At 60.4% G+C, this 15968-nt stretch carries 16 protein-coding genes; 10 read left to right on the top strand and 6 right to left on the bottom strand.

Translation table 11 applies throughout. From position 1 onward, the window contains the following. A partial coding sequence (gene thiI, locus DBR18_RS14620; RefSeq protein WP_256588705.1) for a tRNA uracil 4-sulfurtransferase ThiI occupies positions 1-1063 on the bottom strand: 1063 nt, incomplete at its 3' end. 328 nt (positions 1064-1391) lie between these two features. Between thiI and glnA the strand changes: the two genes are divergently transcribed. The 5 genes from glnA (at position 1392) to ntrC (ending at position 6906) form a co-directional block, all read left to right on the top strand. After that, a complete protein-coding gene (glnA, locus tag DBR18_RS14610) occupies positions 1392-2798 on the top strand; it encodes a glutamate--ammonia ligase (RefSeq protein WP_003220788.1) in 1407 nt (468 codons plus the stop codon). Between the two features lie 231 nt (positions 2799-3029). Beyond that, positions 3030-3542 (top strand): DUF4124 domain-containing protein, encoded by a 513-nt coding sequence (locus tag DBR18_RS14605; RefSeq protein ID WP_108590837.1) that lies wholly within the window; start codon positions 3030-3032, stop codon positions 3540-3542. Continuing rightward, positions 3539-4156, top strand: coding sequence for a DUF4124 domain-containing protein (locus DBR18_RS14600; protein WP_108590836.1), 618 nt, complete (start codon positions 3539-3541; stop codon positions 4154-4156). The genes DBR18_RS14605 and DBR18_RS14600 overlap by 4 nt, the downstream gene beginning before the upstream one ends. Positions 4157-4387: 231 nt before the next feature. Beyond that, entirely contained in the window at positions 4388-5473 is a 1086-nt protein-coding gene (glnL, locus tag DBR18_RS14595; RefSeq protein WP_108590835.1) for a nitrogen regulation protein NR(II), read from the top strand. Beyond that, positions 5470-6906, top strand: a complete 1437-nt coding sequence (gene ntrC, locus DBR18_RS14590) for a nitrogen regulation protein NR(I) (RefSeq protein ID WP_007961729.1) — start codon at positions 5470-5472, stop codon at positions 6904-6906. Before glnL ends, ntrC begins: the two co-directional genes overlap by 4 nt. 508 nt (positions 6907-7414) lie before the next feature. Here the strand turns inward: ntrC and DBR18_RS14585 are convergent. Beyond that, positions 7415-7855 carry a hypothetical protein gene (locus tag DBR18_RS14585; RefSeq protein WP_108590834.1) on the bottom strand — a complete coding sequence of 147 codons (441 nt, stop codon included), beginning with the start codon at positions 7853-7855 and terminating at the stop codon, positions 7415-7417. Here DBR18_RS14585 and DBR18_RS14580 point away from each other — a divergent pair. Continuing rightward, positions 7854-8309 carry a tRNA (cytidine(34)-2'-O)-methyltransferase gene (locus DBR18_RS14580; protein WP_108590833.1) on the top strand — a complete coding sequence of 152 codons (456 nt, stop codon included), beginning with the start codon at positions 7854-7856 and terminating at the stop codon, positions 8307-8309. The two genes, DBR18_RS14585 and DBR18_RS14580, sit on opposite strands and share 2 nt — an antisense overlap. 182 nt (positions 8310-8491) lie before the next feature. Here the strand turns inward: DBR18_RS14580 and secB are convergent, their stop codons facing one another. From secB to DBR18_RS14565, 3 genes are read right to left on the bottom strand one after another with little or no spacing between them, the layout of a single operon-like run. Continuing rightward, on the bottom strand, positions 8492-8977 hold the full coding sequence (secB, locus tag DBR18_RS14575; protein ID WP_025110924.1) for a protein-export chaperone SecB: 486 nt from the start codon (positions 8975-8977) through the stop codon (positions 8492-8494). Positions 8978-9034: 57 nt separating this feature from the next. Continuing rightward, a complete protein-coding gene (grxC, locus tag DBR18_RS14570) occupies positions 9035-9289 on the bottom strand; it encodes a glutaredoxin 3 (protein WP_003220774.1) in 255 nt (84 codons plus the stop codon). 1 nt (position 9290) lies between these two features. Continuing rightward, a complete protein-coding gene (locus DBR18_RS14565) occupies positions 9291-9704 on the bottom strand; it encodes a rhodanese-like domain-containing protein (protein ID WP_108590832.1) in 414 nt (137 codons plus the stop codon). A 153-nt stretch (positions 9705-9857) separates the two neighbouring features. On the opposite strand from DBR18_RS14565, the gene gpmI reads away from it, so the two are divergent. The 4 genes from gpmI to DBR18_RS14545 all read left to right on the top strand — a co-directional run bounded on the left by gpmI (position 9858) and on the right by DBR18_RS14545 (position 15053). Beyond that, entirely contained in the window at positions 9858-11384 is a 1527-nt protein-coding gene (gene gpmI, locus DBR18_RS14560; protein ID WP_108590831.1) for a 2,3-bisphosphoglycerate-independent phosphoglycerate mutase, read from the top strand. 252 nt (positions 11385-11636) lie between these two features. Further along, positions 11637-12923 carry a murein hydrolase activator EnvC gene (locus DBR18_RS14555; protein ID WP_108590830.1) on the top strand — a complete coding sequence of 429 codons (1287 nt, stop codon included), beginning with the start codon at positions 11637-11639 and terminating at the stop codon, positions 12921-12923. Positions 12924-12954: 31 nt separating this feature from the next. Next, positions 12955-14274, top strand: coding sequence for a S41 family peptidase (locus DBR18_RS14550; protein WP_041071409.1), 1320 nt, complete (start codon positions 12955-12957; stop codon positions 14272-14274). Positions 14275-14276: 2 nt separating this feature from the next. Continuing rightward, the gene (locus DBR18_RS14545) at positions 14277-15053 is read left to right on the top strand and encodes a divergent polysaccharide deacetylase family protein (protein ID WP_108590829.1); all 777 of its coding nucleotides are present in this window, start codon (positions 14277-14279) and stop codon (positions 15051-15053) included. 134 nt (positions 15054-15187) lie between these two features. On the opposite strand, the gene DBR18_RS14540 is transcribed toward DBR18_RS14545, so the two are convergent. After that, positions 15188-15943 carry an ABC transporter substrate-binding protein gene (locus DBR18_RS14540; protein WP_108590828.1) on the bottom strand — a complete coding sequence of 252 codons (756 nt, stop codon included), beginning with the start codon at positions 15941-15943 and terminating at the stop codon, positions 15188-15190. Positions 15944-15968 lie beyond the last annotated feature (25 nt).

Genomic DNA, 15968 nt, shown 5'->3' with positions numbered 1-15968 from the left:
TCTTCGGATTGACCGAGATGACCCCGCAGTATTCCGGCATGTGCCGGGCGAAATCGGCGGTGCCGATCTCGTTGGCCGTGTCGATGATGTCCTGCTTGTGCGCCACGATCAGTGGGCGCAGGACCAGCTTGTCGGTCACGCAGTCGATCACCGACAGGTTCGGCAGCGTCTGGCTCGATACCTGGGAGATCGCTTCGCCGGTGACCAGCGCATCGATGTGCAGGCGGTCGGCGATGGCAGAGGACGCGCGCAACATCATACGCTTCAATACGACGCCCATATGACTGTTATCGACCTTGCCGAGAATTTCGCCCAATACTTCTTCGAACGGAACACTGACAAATAGCACGCGTTGCGAGCTGCCGTACTTCTTCCAGATGAAATGCGCGACTTCCATCACGCCCAATTCGTGGGCACGGCCGCCCAGATTGAAGAAGCAGAAATGCGCCATCAGGCCGCGACGCATGATCTGGTACGCGGCAACCGTCGAGTCAAAGCCGCCGGACATCAATACCAGCGTCTGCTCCAGGGCGCCGAGCGGGTAACCGCCGATGCCGTTGTGCTGGCTGTGGATGACAAACAACCGTTGGTCGCGAACTTCGATGCGAACTTCGATTTCCGGGTCTTTGAGGTCGATTCCGGCTGCACCGCACTCGCGACGCAGCTTGCTGCCGACGTATTTTTCAACGTCCATCGAGCTGAACGGATGCTTGCCTGCACGCTTGCAGCGCACCGAGAAAATCTTCCCGGCCAGCTCATTGCCGTAGTGCTGCTTGCACTTCTCGGTAATGTCGTCGAAATCGCCCAGCGGGTACTCGTCGATCTGCAGAAAGTGCGCGACGCCGGGAGTACAAGTGAGGCGCTCACCCATCTCTTTCAAGGCTTTGGGGTCGGTAACGCGGGTTTCCAGCTCGAGATTGTCCCACACACCGTTCACCACCACGGCCGGGTCCAGATCGCGGAGCACGGCGCGGATGTTCTTGGCCAGCTGGCGGATGAAACGCATCCGGACAGGGCGGCTTTTGATGGTGATCTCGGGGAAGACTTTTACGATTAGTTTCATGAAAACAGCGCGCGCAGGGCCAGCCGAAAAAGGGGGGCGCGGATTATAGCGGAAATTGCTCAAGGTTTAACCAGTTAATATGCAGAAGGTTTTCCTTGCACCAAAACGGGTCATTTTTGTTTTTAGACGCTACATTAAGGGGCGAGATTTTCGCCTTTATGGCGCTTTGCAGTGCTCAAAGCGTGAATTTGGGGCAAAAAACCCATGCTGGGGCACTGGCATGCAATTTGCTCCCTTGTGAGGCAGGTTGCCTTGGCAGAGTATCTGCGCCGGCATCACCCCTATTAAGGGCATCCACTACCAAGCCCTAAGCCACCCGGAGGACACTATGTCGAAGTCGGTTCAACTCATCAAAGATCATGACGTCAAGTGGATTGATCTGCGCTTCACGGACACCAAAGGCACTCAGCACCACGTGACCATGCCGGCTCGCGATGCGCTGGAAGACGACTTCTTCGAAGTCGGCAAGATGTTCGACGGTTCCTCCATCGCTGGCTGGAAAGGCATCGAAGCCTCCGACATGATCCTGCTGCCGGACGACGACACTGCCGTTCTCGACCCGTTCACCGAAGACGCGACCCTGATCCTGGTCTGCGACATCATCGAACCTTCGACCATGCAAGGTTACGATCGCGACCCGCGCGCCATCGCTCACCGTGCCGAGGAATACCTGAAGACCACCGGTATCGGTGACACCGTCTTCGCCGGTCCAGAACCAGAATTCTTCATCTTCGACGAAGTGAAGTTCAAGTCCGACATCTCCGGCTCGATGTTCAAGATCTACTCCGAACAAGGTTCGTGGATGTCCGACCAGGACATCGAAGGCGGCAACAAAGGCCACCGTCCTGGTATCAAAGGCGGCTACTTCCCGGTTCCGCCGTTCGACCACGACCACGAAATCCGTACTGCCATGTGCAACGCACTGGAAGAGATGGGCCAGACCGTTGAAGTTCACCACCACGAAGTGGCGACTGCCGGTCAGAACGAAATCGGTGTCAAGTTCAACACCCTGGTGAAAAAAGCTGACGAAGTTCAGACGCTGAAATACGTTGTCCACAACGTTGCCGACGCTTATGGCCGCACCGCGACCTTCATGCCGAAGCCACTGTACGGCGACAACGGCTCGGGCATGCACGTACACATGTCCATCGCCAAAGACGGCAAGAACACCTTCGCTGGCGAAGGCTATGCCGGCCTGTCCGAAACCGCCCTGTACTTCATCGGCGGTATCATCAAGCACGGCAAGGCCCTGAACGGCTTCACCAACCCGGCCACCAACTCCTACAAGCGTCTGGTGCCAGGTTTCGAAGCGCCGGTGATGCTGGCCTACTCGGCGCGCAACCGTTCCGCCTCGATCCGTATTCCTTACGTCAACAGCCCGCGCGGCCGTCGTATCGAAGCGCGTTTCCCGGATCCGGCTGCCAACCCGTACCTGGCTTTCGCAGCACTGCTGATGGCCGGCCTGGACGGTATCCAGAACAAGATCCACCCAGGCGATGCCGCTGACAAAAACCTGTACGACCTGCCGCCTGAAGAGGCGAAAGAGATCCCACAAGTTTGCGGCAGCCTGAAAGAAGCCCTGGAAGAGCTGGACAAGGGCCGTGCGTTCCTGACCAAGGGCGGCGTGTTCTCCGACGACTTCATCGATGCTTACATCGCGCTGAAATCCGAAGAAGAAATCAAGGTCCGCACCTTCGTACACCCACTGGAATATGAGCTGTACTACAGCTGCTGACCCGGTAGCGCTGCGCTACGCGGCGTGACAGAAAGAGGCCTCCTTCGGGAGGCCTTTTTTATTGAAGATCAAGAGATCGCAGCCTTCGGCAGCTCCTACAGGATCGGTGTAGGAGCTGCCGAAGGCTGCGATCTCTTGACTTGGCTTTTCAATTCCATTTGTTAACGGCTTGGGCCTGTCGCCCACCCTGGCCTATGCTGCATCCCATTGCTTTCTTTCCCGGTCGATTTCATGGGTCGCACCTTTCTCTACATCCTGCTGCTGATCGCCCTGCCCGCCGCCGCGCAGATCTACAAGTACACCGACGCCAATGGCAACACGGTCTACAGCGATCACTCGCCGGACGGTGTTCAGGCGCAGCCGGTCGAGTTGCCGCCACTCAACCGCGTCGAGCCACAGGCACCGAGCGCGCCAGCGCCTTCAAGCATCGACACAAGCCCCGCGGCACGCAGCGCTTATGAAGTACTGGAGCTGAGCGGCCTGCCCAGCGAAGAAGCCCTGCGCGCCAACAACGGCACTTTCACCGTCAGCGTGCTGATCAAGCCGCGTTTGCAGGCGCCGCACCAATTAAGGCTGGTCCTGGACGACGCGCCTTACGGCCAGCCGAGCAACGTGCCGATCCTGCAACTGGTGAACGTCGATCGCGGCGAGCATCGTCTCGCGGTGCAAGTGATCGACGGCGAGGCGATCATCCAGCAGAGTCCGGCCGTGGTGTTCACCGTGCAACGGGTGCACAAGCCATGAGGAGTGTCTGGCTGATCCTGTGCCTGCTCGCCCTGCCCGTTCACGCCGAGGTTTTCACCTACGTCGATGCCCAGGGCAATCGCGTCTACACCGACCAGCCGCGCGGCAATGCCAAGCGCGTACCCATCGCAACCAGCAACCGCATGTCGGCCAATCCCACGGCCGCTGCGCCGATCAGCGTTGCAAAAAAATCCCCGGAACAACCGCTGTTTCACTACGACATGCTGCGCATTCTGATACCCGAGCCGGACGCCACCATTCGCAGCAGCGCGGGCGAGGTGATCGTCAGCGTCACCAGCGAACCGGGTCTGCAGCAGGGCCACCGCTATCGCCTGCTGCTGGACGGCCAGGCCACTGGCGAGCCGGGCCTGAGTCCGGTTTTCCCGCTGAGCAACCTCGATCGCGGCAGCCATAACCTGTCGGTAGAAATTCTCGATGAGCAGGGCCGCACGGTCGAACGCACCGCCAACCAGCCGTTCCACATGCTGCGTATCTCGCTGGCCCAAAAGCGTCAGGTCAAACCCTGCACTGCCGAGGACTTCGGCGTGCGCCCGGAATGTCCGCTGAAAGACAAACCCGTCGAAGAAAAAAATCCCTTCCTGCGTTTCTTCTAACGCCGTTCAGCTTTGCGCACTATATTGGTGCAGCAGACTGCACCGTACCCACATTACAACCCATTTTGGTTCGAAACTTCCCGCTCCCTGCCCAAGGGCGCCACGCAAACGAGCGTCAAACGCCTGTTTCAAGGGTTGAGCGCTTCTTTTCGGAGCCTTGGTTTGGTTTTTGCATTTTCCGTTCAACGACGCCTGCTTCTTGCGCACGCTCCGCCCCCAAAAGAGGCTCCGATGACTATTAGCGACGCAATCCACCGTTTGCTGCTCGACAACCTGACCACCGCCACAATCCTGCTCGACGCCGAGTTGCGTCTTGAGTACATGAACCCGGCGGCTGAAATGCTCCTGGCCATCAGCGGTCAGCGCAGTCACGGACAGTTCATCAGCGAGCTGTTCACCGAATCCACCGAGGCGCTCAACTCGCTGCGCCAGGCGGTCGAACAGGCACACCCGTTCACCAAGCGCGAAGCGATGCTCACCGCCCTCACCGGCCAGACCCTGACCGTGGACTACGCGGTGACGCCGATCCTCAGCAACGGCGCGACCATGCTCCTGCTGGAGGTGCACCCGCGTGACCGCTTGCTGCGGATCACCAAGGAAGAGGCGCAACTGTCCAAGCAGGAAACCAGCAAGATGCTGGTGCGCGGCCTCGCCCACGAGATCAAGAACCCGCTCGGCGGCATCCGTGGCGCCGCGCAGTTGCTGGCCCGCGAACTGCCGGAAGACAGCCTGCGCGACTACACCAACGTGATCATTGAAGAGGCCGACCGCCTGCGCAATCTGGTCGACCGCATGCTCGGCTCGAACAAACTGCCGTCACTAGCCCTGTGCAACGTCCACGAAGTGCTGGAACGCGTCTGCCAACTGGTCGAAGCGGAAAGCCAGGGCTGCATCACCCTGGTGCGCGATTACGACCCAAGCATTCCCGACGTGTTGATCGACCGCGAACAAATGATTCAGGCCGTGCTGAACATCGTGCGCAACGCCATGCAGGCGATCAGCAGCCAGAACGAGCTGCGTCTGGGCCGCATCAGCCTGCGCACGCGCGCCATGCGCCAGTTCACCATCGGCCACGTCCGTCATCGCCTGGTGACCAAGATCGAGATCATCGACAACGGCCCGGGGATCCCCGCGGAACTTCAGGAAACCATCTTTTTTCCCATGGTCAGCGGCCGCCCGGACGGTACCGGGCTGGGCCTGGCCATCACCCAGAACATCATCAGCCAGCACCAGGGCCTGATCGAGTGTGACAGCCACCCCGGCCACACCACGTTCTCGATCTTTCTGCCACTGGAACAAGGAGCCACATCGACATGAGCCGTAGTGAAACCGTGTGGATCGTCGATGACGACCGTTCTATCCGTTGGGTTCTGGAAAAGGCCTTGCAGCAGGAAGGCATGACCACCCAGAGCTTCGACAGCGCCGATGGCGTGATGAGTCGTCTGGCCCGTCAGCAGCCTGATGTGATCATTTCCGACATCCGTATGCCGGGCGCCAGTGGCCTCGACCTGTTGGCACGCATCCGCGAGCAGCACCCACGGTTGCCGGTGATCATCATGACCGCGCACTCCGACCTGGACAGCGCAGTGGCCTCGTATCAGGGCGGTGCTTTCGAATACCTGCCCAAGCCGTTCGACGTCGACGAGGCGGTATCGCTGGTCAAACGCGCCAATCAGCATGCGCAGGAACAGCAAGGCCTGGAAGTGGTGCCGGCGCTGACCCGCACTCCGGAAATCATCGGCGAAGCGCCGGCGATGCAAGAAGTGTTTCGCGCCATCGGCCGCTTGAGCCACTCCAACATTACCGTGTTGATCAACGGCGAATCCGGTACCGGTAAAGAACTGGTGGCCCACGCCCTGCACCGCCACAGCCCGCGCGCGGCCTCGCCGTTCATCGCGCTGAACATGGCGGCGATCCCGAAAGACCTGATGGAATCCGAGCTGTTCGGCCACGAGAAAGGTGCGTTCACCGGCGCGGCCAACCTGCGTCGCGGGCGCTTTGAGCAGGCGGATGGCGGCACGTTGTTCCTCGACGAAATCGGCGACATGCCGGCCGACACCCAGACCCGTTTGCTGCGGGTGCTGGCCGACGGCGAGTTCTATCGCGTTGGCGGCCATGTGCCGGTCAAGGTCGATGTGCGGATCATCGCCGCGACTCACCAGAATCTGGAAACCCTGGTGCACGCCGGGAAATTCCGTGAGGACTTGTTCCACCGCCTCAACGTGATCCGCATCCACATTCCGCGCCTGTCGGACCGTCGTGAAGACATCCCGACCCTGGCCAAGCACTTCCTCAGCCGCGCTGCGCAAGAACTGGCGGTGGAGCCGAAGCTGTTGAAGAGCGAGACCGAGGAATACCTGAAGAACCTGCCATGGCCGGGCAACGTGCGGCAGCTGGAGAACACCTGCCGCTGGATCACGGTGATGGCCTCCGGGCGCGAAGTGCACATCAGTGACTTGCCGCCGGAGCTGCTGAGCCTGCCACAGGATTCGGCGCCGGTGACCAACTGGGAGCAGGCGCTGCGCCAGTGGGCGGATCAGGCCTTGGCCCGCGGCCAGTCGAGCCTGCTCGACAGCGCGGTGCCGGCGTTCGAGCGGATCATGATCGAGACTGCTTTGAAGCACACCGCCGGGCGTCGACGCGATGCGGCGGTACTGCTTGGCTGGGGGCGCAATACCCTGACGCGCAAGATCAAGGAATTGGGGATGAAGGTGGATGGTGGGGATGATGATGAGGGGGATGAGGGCTAAGCCCCCTCCTCTAATCGTCCGCGAAAAGATCGCAGCCTTCGGCAGCTCCTACAGAGAACGCATATCCCTGTAGGAGCTGCCGAAGGCTGCGATCTTTTTTTGTGTGCACCGCCACAAGGCACGGCGAACCGCAATTGGGCATGACTTACTGATCAAAAAAACACCAACAAGATCAAAGCTTCAACCAAGCAGAAGCATCAAATCCCCGATTCACGGGGCTTTCGCGGCTCTTAGGCTTTTTTCTGTTTCGAAATACTAAAACTGGCACGCCCCCTGCAATAACGCTTACAGGTGATTCGATTCACCAACCCTTTCGGGGACCTTGGTACAGGCAGGCCGGGGATTCCCCTCTTTACACCGGGTTCAAACCGCAGCGCGGCGAACCCACCCTTTTGGGATCCTTGGTACAGGCAGGCCGGGGGTTCCCTCTTTACACCGGACCGACGCTCTCAGCGAAGTCCACCCCGTTTTGGGAACCCTGGTACAGGCAGGCCGGGGATTCCCGCTTTTATTGCTCGCGCAGATGGATCTGCAGCCGCCAGCGGTCATCGACCTTGCTGGCGGCCCACTCACCTTGCAGCGGCCGCGCCGCCAGCACCGTCAGTAACAGCCCACCGTCACTCACCCGCGTTCGCCAGTTGACGTCCTTGCCGTTGAGTTTCAACTGACCTTTCTGCGCGCGGCCTTCAGCCTGAAACAACAGCGCCACCGTGCCATCGATGATCTCGCCGTGCAGTTTCGGTTCATTGTTGAACCACACCACCAGGCCGTCATCAGTGACATCGACCTGCTGCAGCACGCTCGGGTCCGACGTGGTCAGGCGACCGATCATCAAACCGACCATCAGACCGAAAATCGCCAGCGAACCGATCACCCGCGGGAATAGTTTCGAACGCGGGTCGGCTGGCGGCGTAGAATGCGCGTCATCTTTACCTTCGGAGCCGTGCATGTTTCACGTCATCCTTTTTCAACCAGAAATTCCGCCGAACACCGGCAACGTTATCAGGCTGTGCGCCAACAGTGGCTGCCACCTGCATTTGATCGAACCGCTGGGTTTCGAGATGGACGACAAGCGCTTGCGCCGGGCCGGTCTCGACTACCACGAATATGCCACGTTGCAGCGCCATGCCGACCTCTCCAGTTGCCTGGAAAGCCTCGGCCACCCACGGTTGTTCGCGTTCACCACCAAGGGTTCGCGGCCGTTTCACGACGCCGCGTTCGTCCCGGGCGATGCGTTCATCTTCGGCCCGGAAAGCCGTGGCCTGCCACCGGAAGTGCTGGACGCCCTGCCCGCCGAACAGCGCCTGCGCCTGCCGATGCGTGAAGGCTGCCGCAGCCTGAACCTGTCCAACACCGTGGCGGTGGCCGTGTACGAAGCGTGGCGGCAGAACGACTTCAAATAACCACCCGCCCGCAAAAACATCACCCCTGTAGGAGCTGCCGCAGGCTGCGATCTTTTGATCTTGTTTTTGAAGATCAAAAGATCGCAGCCTTCGGCAGCTCCTACATGAAGCCATGAATTCTGTATTCCAACCCAAGAAAAAAGCGCCTGTTACGGCGCTTTTTTCGTTGTCGCTCAAACCGCTTATTGTACGGTCGGCGTCTCGCCCGCAGCCTGCATGCGCTGCAGTTCCTGCGCGTACAGAGCGTCGAAGTTCACCGGCGCCAGCATCAGGGCCGGGAACGAACCACGGGTCACCAGGCTGTCCAGGGTTTCGCGAGCGTACGGGAACAGGATGTTCGGGCAGAACGCACCCAGAGTGTGGCTCATCGAAGCCGCGTCCAGGTTCTTGATCAGGAAGATACCGGCCTGTTGCACTTCAGCGATGAAGGCCACTTCGTCGCCGTTTTTCACGGTCACGGACAGGGTCAGCACGACTTCGTAGAAATCGCCTTCCAGTTCTTTCTGACGGGTGTTCAGATCCAGACCGACGGTCGGGTCCCACTGCTGGCGGAAGATCGCCGGGCTTTTCGGGGCTTCGAAGGACAGATCGCGTACGTAGATGCGCTGCAAGGAGAATTGCGGTGCGGTTTCTTCTTCGCTGGCTGCAGTGTTCTGTTGGTCAGTCATCTCAGATCCTTTCTGATCTTGGGTCTTTTAGGGATTGCTGTACGTGGGTGCAGCCGTTCAGGCCTTGAGCAGCGCGTCGAGCTTGCCGGCGCGCTCCAGGGCATACAAATCATCACAACCGCCGATGTGCTTCTCGCCGATCCAGATCTGCGGCACAGACGTGCGTCCGGCCTTCTGGCTCATGGCAGCACGAATCTGCGGCTTGCCATCGACCTTGATCTCTTCGAAGGCCACACCTTTGTTCGCGAGCAATTGCTTGGCTCGCATGCAGTAAGGGCAGTAGTCGCTGGAGTAGACGATGACTTCGCTCATATCACTTCACCAGCGGCAGGTTGTCGCCTTTCCAGCTGGAGATCCCGCCGGACAGCTTGGCGGCGGTGAAGCCGGATTTCATCAGCTCGCGGGCGTGGGTGCCGGCGGTCTGGCCCAGGGCGTCGACCAGAATGATGGTCTTGGCCTTGTGTTTTTCCAGCTCGCCGACGCGCGCAGCCAGTTTGTCTTGAGGAATGTTGATCGCGCCAACGATATGACCGGCGGCGTAATCTTTCGCCGGACGGATGTCCACCACCACGCCTGCGTCCTTGTTGACCAGTGCGGTCAGTTCGCCGGTGCTCAGGCTTTTACCGCCGCCCTGCATCGTGTGCGCCAGCAGCAAAGCCAGCAATACGACGAAGATACCGACAAGAATGTAGTGGTTAGTGGCAAATTCAATCAGGTGAGCAACCATCGAAGGAGGTTCCAGGGCGTTAAAATGTCGGCCAGTATACACAGCCACTATGGTGGGCCAAACCCCGTCCGGCGGTGACGCCGCAGGAACTTCGCTTTAAACTGCCACTCCCTTTTCCATCGCCCTCTTCTTTATTAGCCACGAGTGGATTCCATGACTACCACGCCTAAACCTTTGGTCCTGATGATTCTCGACGGCTTCGGTCACAGTGACAGCCACGAATCCAATGCCGTGTATGCGGCGAAGAAGCCTGTGCTCGATCGTCTGTGGGCTACGGTGCCGAACGGCCTGATCTCGGGCAGCGGCATGGACGTCGGTCTGCCGGACGGCCAGATGGGCAACTCCGAAGTCGGCCACATGAACCTCGGCGCCGGGCGCGTGGTGTATCAGGACTTTACCCGCGTGACCAAAGCGATCCGCGACGGCGAGTTTTTCGAAAACCCGACCATCTGCGCCGCCGTGGATAAAGCCGTGGCCGCCGGCAAAGCCGTGCATTTCATGGGCCTGCTGTCCGATGGCGGCGTGCACAGCCACCAGGATCACTTGATCGCCATGGCCGAACTGGCCTTCAAGCGCGGCGCCGAAAAGATCTACCTGCACGCCTTCCTCGATGGCCGCGACACCCCGCCGAAAAGCGCCGCGTCGTCGATCGAACTGCTTGACGCGACCTTCCAGGCGTTCGGCAAGGGCCGCATCGCCAGCCTCATCGGTCGCTACTTCGCGATGGACCGTGACAACCGTTGGGACCGCGTCTCCCAGGCATACAACCTGATCGTCGACGGCAACGCCGAATTCAACGCTGCCACTGCCCAGGAAGGCCTCGACGCCGCCTACGCCCGTGGCGAGAGCGACGAGTTCGTCAAAGCCACCACCATCGGCGAGCCGGTCAAGGTTGAAGACGGCGATGCCGTGGTGTTCATGAACTTCCGTGCCGACCGTGCCCGCGAGCTGAGCCGCGTGTTCGTCGAAGACGATTTCAAGGAATTCGAGCGCGCGCGCCAGCCAAAAGTGCAGTACGTGGGCTTGACCCAATACGCGGCCAGCATCCCGGCCCCGGCGGCTTTTGCTCCGGGCAGCCTGGAAAACGTGCTTGGCGACTATCTGGCGAAAAACGGCAAGACTCAGCTGCGCATCGCCGAAACCGAAAAATACGCACACGTGACCTTCTTCTTCTCCGGCGGCCGCGAAGAGCCGTTCCCGGGTGAAGAGCGCATCCTGATCCCGTCGCCGAAAGTCGCCACCTACGACCTGCAGCCGGAAATGAGCGCTCCGGAAGTCACCGACCGCATCGTCGATGCCATCGAACACCAGCGCTACGACGTGATCGTGGTCAACTACGCCAACGGCGACATGGTCGGCCACAGCGGCGTGTTCGACGCTGCGGTAAAAGCCGTGGAGTGCCTCGACACCTGCGTTGGCCGCATCGTCGAAGCGCTGGAAAAGGTGGGTGGCGAAGCGCTGATCACCGCCGACCACGGCAACGTCGAAAAAATGGCCGATGAAGAAACCCACCAGGCGCACACCGCGCACACCACCGAGCCGGTGCCGTTCATTTATGTCGGCAAGCGCGACCTCAAGGTCCGTGAAGGCGGCGTACTGGCGGATGTGGCACCGACCATGCTGATGCTGTTGGGCCTGGAGAAACCGGCGGAGATGACTGGCACCTCGATTCTGGTCTGACCCGATCCATAAAACACCGCAAAACCCTGTGGGAGCTGGCTTGCCAGCGATAGCAATCTGACAGCCAACAGCTATGTTGAATGTGCAGACGCCATCGCTGGCAAGCCAGCTCCCACAGTGGTTTATGGGGTTTTCGAAATGGAAATGAGCCTCTCTGCCGCTCCAGTTATCACACAAGCCCAATTGGGCGTTTTTTTTGCCGCCCCGGGCGGGCATACTAGGCCGTCCATTACCCTGGTGCCGCCCGCCTCTATGCTTCGCGTCCTGATCGCCCTCGCTCTGACCTGCCTGCTCCAACCGGCCTTCGCTGACGAGCGCGCGCAAACCCAACAGCAGCTGGATGCCACGCGTCAGGACATTGCCGAGCTGAAAAAGCTGCTGGGCAAGCTGCAGGAAGAAAAGTCCGGTGTGCAGAAAGAGCTCAAGGGCACCGAAACCGAAATGGGCAAGCTCGAGAAGCAGGTCGATGCCCTGCAAAAAGAGCTGAAGAAAAGCGAATCCGAGCTGCAGCGGCTCGATGCGGAGAAAAAAAAACTCCAGAGCGCGCGCACTGAACAACAGCGACTGATCGCCATCCAGGCCCGCGCGGCCTATCAGAACGGCCGTCAGGAATACCTCAAGCTGCTGCTCAACCAGCAGAATCCCGAGAAATTCGCCCGCACCCTCACCTATTACGATTACCTGAGCCAGGCCCGCCTGGAGCAGCTGAAGAACTTCAACGAAACCCTGCGCCAACTGGCCAATGTCGAAAAAGACATCGCCATGCAGCAGGCGCAATTGCTGGTGCAGAAGAGCAGCCTCGACACCCAGCGCGACGAACTCGACAAGGTGCGCAAGGAACGCCAGCAAGTCCTCGCCAAACTCAACGATGACGTGAAAGCCCGCGACCAGAAACTGGCCGCCCGCGAGCAGGATCAGGCAGACCTGTCTAAAGTCCTTAAAACCATTGAAGAAACCCTGGCCCGCCAGGCCCGTGAGGCAGAAGAAGCGCGACAGAAAGTGCTGATCGCCCAGCAGGAAGCGGAAAAAAAGCGTTTGCGTGAGGCGCAGGCTGAAAACAGCGACGCCCCACGAAAACCAGCCAGATCAACCCCCGGCGCGCTGGTGTCCAGCAGCGGCGAGACCTTCGGTGGCCCTTTTGCTGCAACCCGGGGAAAACTTCCTTGGCCGGTTGATGGTCGACTGCTGGCACGCTTCGGTGAAAGCCGCGGCGACGATGCCCGTACCAAGTGGGATGGCGTGATGATCAGCGCCGCCGCCGGCAGCCAGGTGCATGCCGTGCACGGCGGACGCGTGGTGTTCGCCGACTGGTTGCGTGGCGCCGGGCTGCTGGTGATCCTCGATCACGGCAATGGTTTTCTGAGTCTTTACGGTCACAACCAGACGCTGCTCAAGTCGGCCGGTGACGTGGTAAAAGCCGGTGAGTCGATCTCCACTGTGGGTAACAGTGGCGGTCAGGACACGCCAGCGCTGTATTTCGCAATTCGTCAGCAGGGTCACCCGAGTGATCCGGCGCAATGGTGTCACGCGCAAGGATAAGCGCGTCGCCTAATTCAGGAGTTCGTTCGACATGCTGCATTTGTCCCGCCTTACCTCGCTGGCCCTGACGATCGCCCTGGTGATCGGCGCGCCTCTGGCGTTCGCCGCTCAACCGGCCCCGGCCGTCGCTCCGGCAGGCACTGCCGCGACCGCCAAGGCACCGTTGCCGCTGGAAGAGTTGCGCACCTTTGCCGAGGTCATGGACCGGATCAAGGCGGCCTATGTCGAGCCGGTGGACGACAAGACCCTGCTGGAGAACGCGATCAAGGGCATGCTCAGCAACCTCGATCCGCACTCCGCCTATCTCGGCCCTGAAGACTTCACCGAGCTGCAGGAAAGCACCAGCGGCGAATTCGGCGGCCTGGGCATCGAAGTCGGCTCCGAAGACGGCTTCATCAAGGTCGTCTCGCCAATCGACGACACCCCTGCATCGAAGGCCGGCATCCAGGCCGGCGACTTCATCGTCAAGATCAACGGCCAGCCGACCCGTGGCCAGACCATGACCGAAGCCGTGGACAAGATGCGCGGCAAGATCGGCCAGAAAATCACCCTGACCCTGGTGCGCGACGGCGGCACGCCGTTCGACGTGACCCTGGCCCGCGCCGTGATTCAGGTGAAGAGCGTCAAGGCGCAGCTGCTGGAATCGGGCTACGGCTACATCCGCATCACCCAGTTCCAGGTCAAGACCGGCGAAGAAGTCTCCAAGGCCCTGGCCAAGCTGCGTAAAGACAACGGCAAGAAGCTCAACGGCATCATCCTCGACCTGCGCAACAACCCGGGCGGTGTATTGCAGGCGGCAGTGGAAGTGGTCGACCACTTCATCAAGAAAGGCCTGATCGTCTACACCAAAGGCCGGATCGCCAACTCCGAGCTGCGCTTCTCCGCCACCGGCAAGGATGAAAGCGAAGCCGTGCCGATGGTCGTGCTGATCAACGGTGGCAGTGCCTCGGCGTCGGAAATCGTCGCCGGCGCCTTGCAGGATCAGAAACGCGCGGTGGTCATGGGCACCACCAGTTTCGGCAAAGGCTCGGTGCAGACCGTGCTGCCGCTGAACAACGACCGCGCGCTGAAGATCACCACGGCGCTGTACTTCACGCCGAACGGCCGCTCGATCCAAGCCCAGGGCATCGTCCCGGACATCGAAGTGCGCAAGGCCAAGATCACCAACGAAGCGGATGGCGACTACTTCAAGGAAGCCGACCTGCAAGGTCACCTGGGCAACGGCAACGGCGGTGCGGACAAGCCGACCGGTTCCGGCGCCAAGGCCAAAGCCATGCCGCAGGATGACGATTACCAGTTGGCCCAGGCCCTGAGCCTGCTCAAGGGCCTGAGCATCACGTCCGGCCGTTGAGGATGTCGTTGCGTTTGATCTTCGTCCTGCTGTGTTTTCTGGCGGGTGCTGCTCACGCAGAACCCGCCAGATCCACCGCACAAAAAGCCTACCTGACGCTGATCATCGACGACCTGGGGCAGAACCTGCCCCGGGATCGTCGTGTGCTGGCCCTGCCCGGCCCGGTGACCACGGCGATCATGCCCGACACGCCGCACGCTACCGAATTTGCCCGCGAAGCCCATCGCGCCGGCAAGATCGTGATCCTGCACATGCCCATGGACCCGGCGACCGGCCCGTACGCCTGGCACCCCGAGCTGTCACTCGAAGAGCTGGAAAAGCGCCTGAATGCCGCGTTCAAAATGGTCCCCTACACCGCCGGCATCAACAATCACATGGGCAGCCGCATGACTGCGCAACCCGTAGCGATGGCGTGGCTGATGGGCGAACTGCAGCGCCGGCACAAATTCTTCGTCGACAGCCGCACCAGCGCCCAGACGGTCGCTGCGCAGCAGGCACAGAAGATCGATCTGGCGAGTGTTTCGCGGGATGTGTTCCTCGATGACGAGCGCACCGAAGCCGCCATCTACACCCAGTTGCAGACCGCCATCAGTCTGGCCCGCAAGCAGGGTTCAGCGGTGATGATCGGCCATCCGTATCCGCAGACTCTGGCGGTGCTGGAACGCGAGTTATCCAAGCTCAAGGCGCAAGGTATCGAGTGGATCGATATCAAGCAGATGATCAGTGTACGCGGCAACAAAGCCACTGCTGCGCATGGCAAGGATGGCGTGTACCGCTGACCCGGAAACACCCGAACCCTTGTGGGAGCGAGCCTGCTCGCGAAGGCGGTGTGTCAGTCGCCAACACTATCGACTGATCCACTGCTTTCGCGAGCAGGCTCACTCCCACATGTGTATCCGGTGAAGCTCCGGCCTCAGAGATACCGCCCCATGATCTCGTCCACCACGCCATCCTTGCGCATCTGCTCCAGCGCCGCCTGGAGCTTGCTTACGGTGTCGTCCGAGACATCCTTGTTCAGCGCCAGATACAACTCGGCGCTATTGAAGCGCAATACCGTCTTGAGACCTGTCACGCCGTCCTGCTTTGCCAGATAGCGACCGGCAGGATCACCAGTGGCCCACAGGTCGATCTGACCGTTCACCAGTTTCTTCGCGTTGTCCTGATCACGCAGCACCACGATTGGCTTCAGGCCTTGTTTGGCAAGCGTCTCGGCAATCGCGTCGCCCTTGTAGGCACCGATCTTGTATTTGCGCGCATCGTTGAGGGAATCGAGGGTGATCTTGCTGTCGGCTTTGGCCAGCATGATCCAGTCGTCCGGACCAATCGGGCCGACCCATTTGAACAGGTTTTCGCGATCCGGCAGGCGGGCCATCACGAAGGCGCCGTAACCGGGATTCTCCAGCGCCAGCTTGTAGACCCGCTCCCACGGGAAGCGCAGCGTCAGGCTGTAGGTGAGCCCTGCACGCTTGAACATCTCGCGCACGATGTCGGTGGCAATGCCGTTGATGTTTTCGCCTTTGGCGAAATTCTTGCCGTCTTTCGCCATGTTGTAGGGCGGAAAGTTTTCGGTGAGGAGCACCAGATCGGTGTCAGGACCGGTTTCGGCACGCGCCGTGTTGAGCAACAACACACAAGCGCTGGCGAGAACAAGAAGCAGGCGTTTGATCATATCGGGCTACCGGAATCCATGGCGT

Origin of the sequence: Pseudomonas sp. HMWF021 (genome assembly GCF_003061005.1) — a bacterium.
In the GTDB taxonomy this organism is placed as follows: domain Bacteria; phylum Pseudomonadota; class Gammaproteobacteria; order Pseudomonadales; family Pseudomonadaceae; genus Aquipseudomonas.
The sequence above is the reverse complement of the archived record's forward strand: the minus strand, read 5'-3'. Positions and strand labels throughout refer to the sequence as shown.

Coding starts and splice junctions, on each gene's coding strand:
- glnA (WP_003220788.1), top strand. CDS start 1,392: ATGTCGAAGTCGGTTCAACTCATCAAAGATCATGACGTCAAGTGGATT.
- DBR18_RS14605 (WP_108590837.1), top strand. CDS start 3,030: ATGGGTCGCACCTTTCTCTACATCCTGCTGCTGATCGCCCTGCCCGCC.
- DBR18_RS14600 (WP_108590836.1), top strand. CDS start 3,539: ATGAGGAGTGTCTGGCTGATCCTGTGCCTGCTCGCCCTGCCCGTTCAC.
- glnL (WP_108590835.1), top strand. CDS start 4,388: ATGACTATTAGCGACGCAATCCACCGTTTGCTGCTCGACAACCTGACC.
- ntrC (WP_007961729.1), top strand. CDS start 5,470: ATGAGCCGTAGTGAAACCGTGTGGATCGTCGATGACGACCGTTCTATC.
- DBR18_RS14580 (WP_108590833.1), top strand. CDS start 7,854: ATGTTTCACGTCATCCTTTTTCAACCAGAAATTCCGCCGAACACCGGC.
- DBR18_RS14585 (WP_108590834.1), bottom strand. CDS start 7,855: ATGCACGGCTCCGAAGGTAAAGATGACGCGCATTCTACGCCGCCAGCC.
- secB (WP_025110924.1), bottom strand. CDS start 8,977: ATGACTGACCAACAGAACACTGCAGCCAGCGAAGAAGAAACCGCACCG.
- grxC (WP_003220774.1), bottom strand. CDS start 9,289: ATGAGCGAAGTCATCGTCTACTCCAGCGACTACTGCCCTTACTGCATG.
- DBR18_RS14565 (WP_108590832.1), bottom strand. CDS start 9,704: ATGGTTGCTCACCTGATTGAATTTGCCACTAACCACTACATTCTTGTC.
- gpmI (WP_108590831.1), top strand. CDS start 9,858: ATGACTACCACGCCTAAACCTTTGGTCCTGATGATTCTCGACGGCTTC.
- DBR18_RS14555 (WP_108590830.1), top strand. CDS start 11,637: ATGCTTCGCGTCCTGATCGCCCTCGCTCTGACCTGCCTGCTCCAACCG.
- DBR18_RS14550 (WP_041071409.1), top strand. CDS start 12,955: ATGCTGCATTTGTCCCGCCTTACCTCGCTGGCCCTGACGATCGCCCTG.
- DBR18_RS14545 (WP_108590829.1), top strand. CDS start 14,277: ATGTCGTTGCGTTTGATCTTCGTCCTGCTGTGTTTTCTGGCGGGTGCT.
- DBR18_RS14540 (WP_108590828.1), bottom strand. CDS start 15,943: ATGATCAAACGCCTGCTTCTTGTTCTCGCCAGCGCTTGTGTGTTGTTG.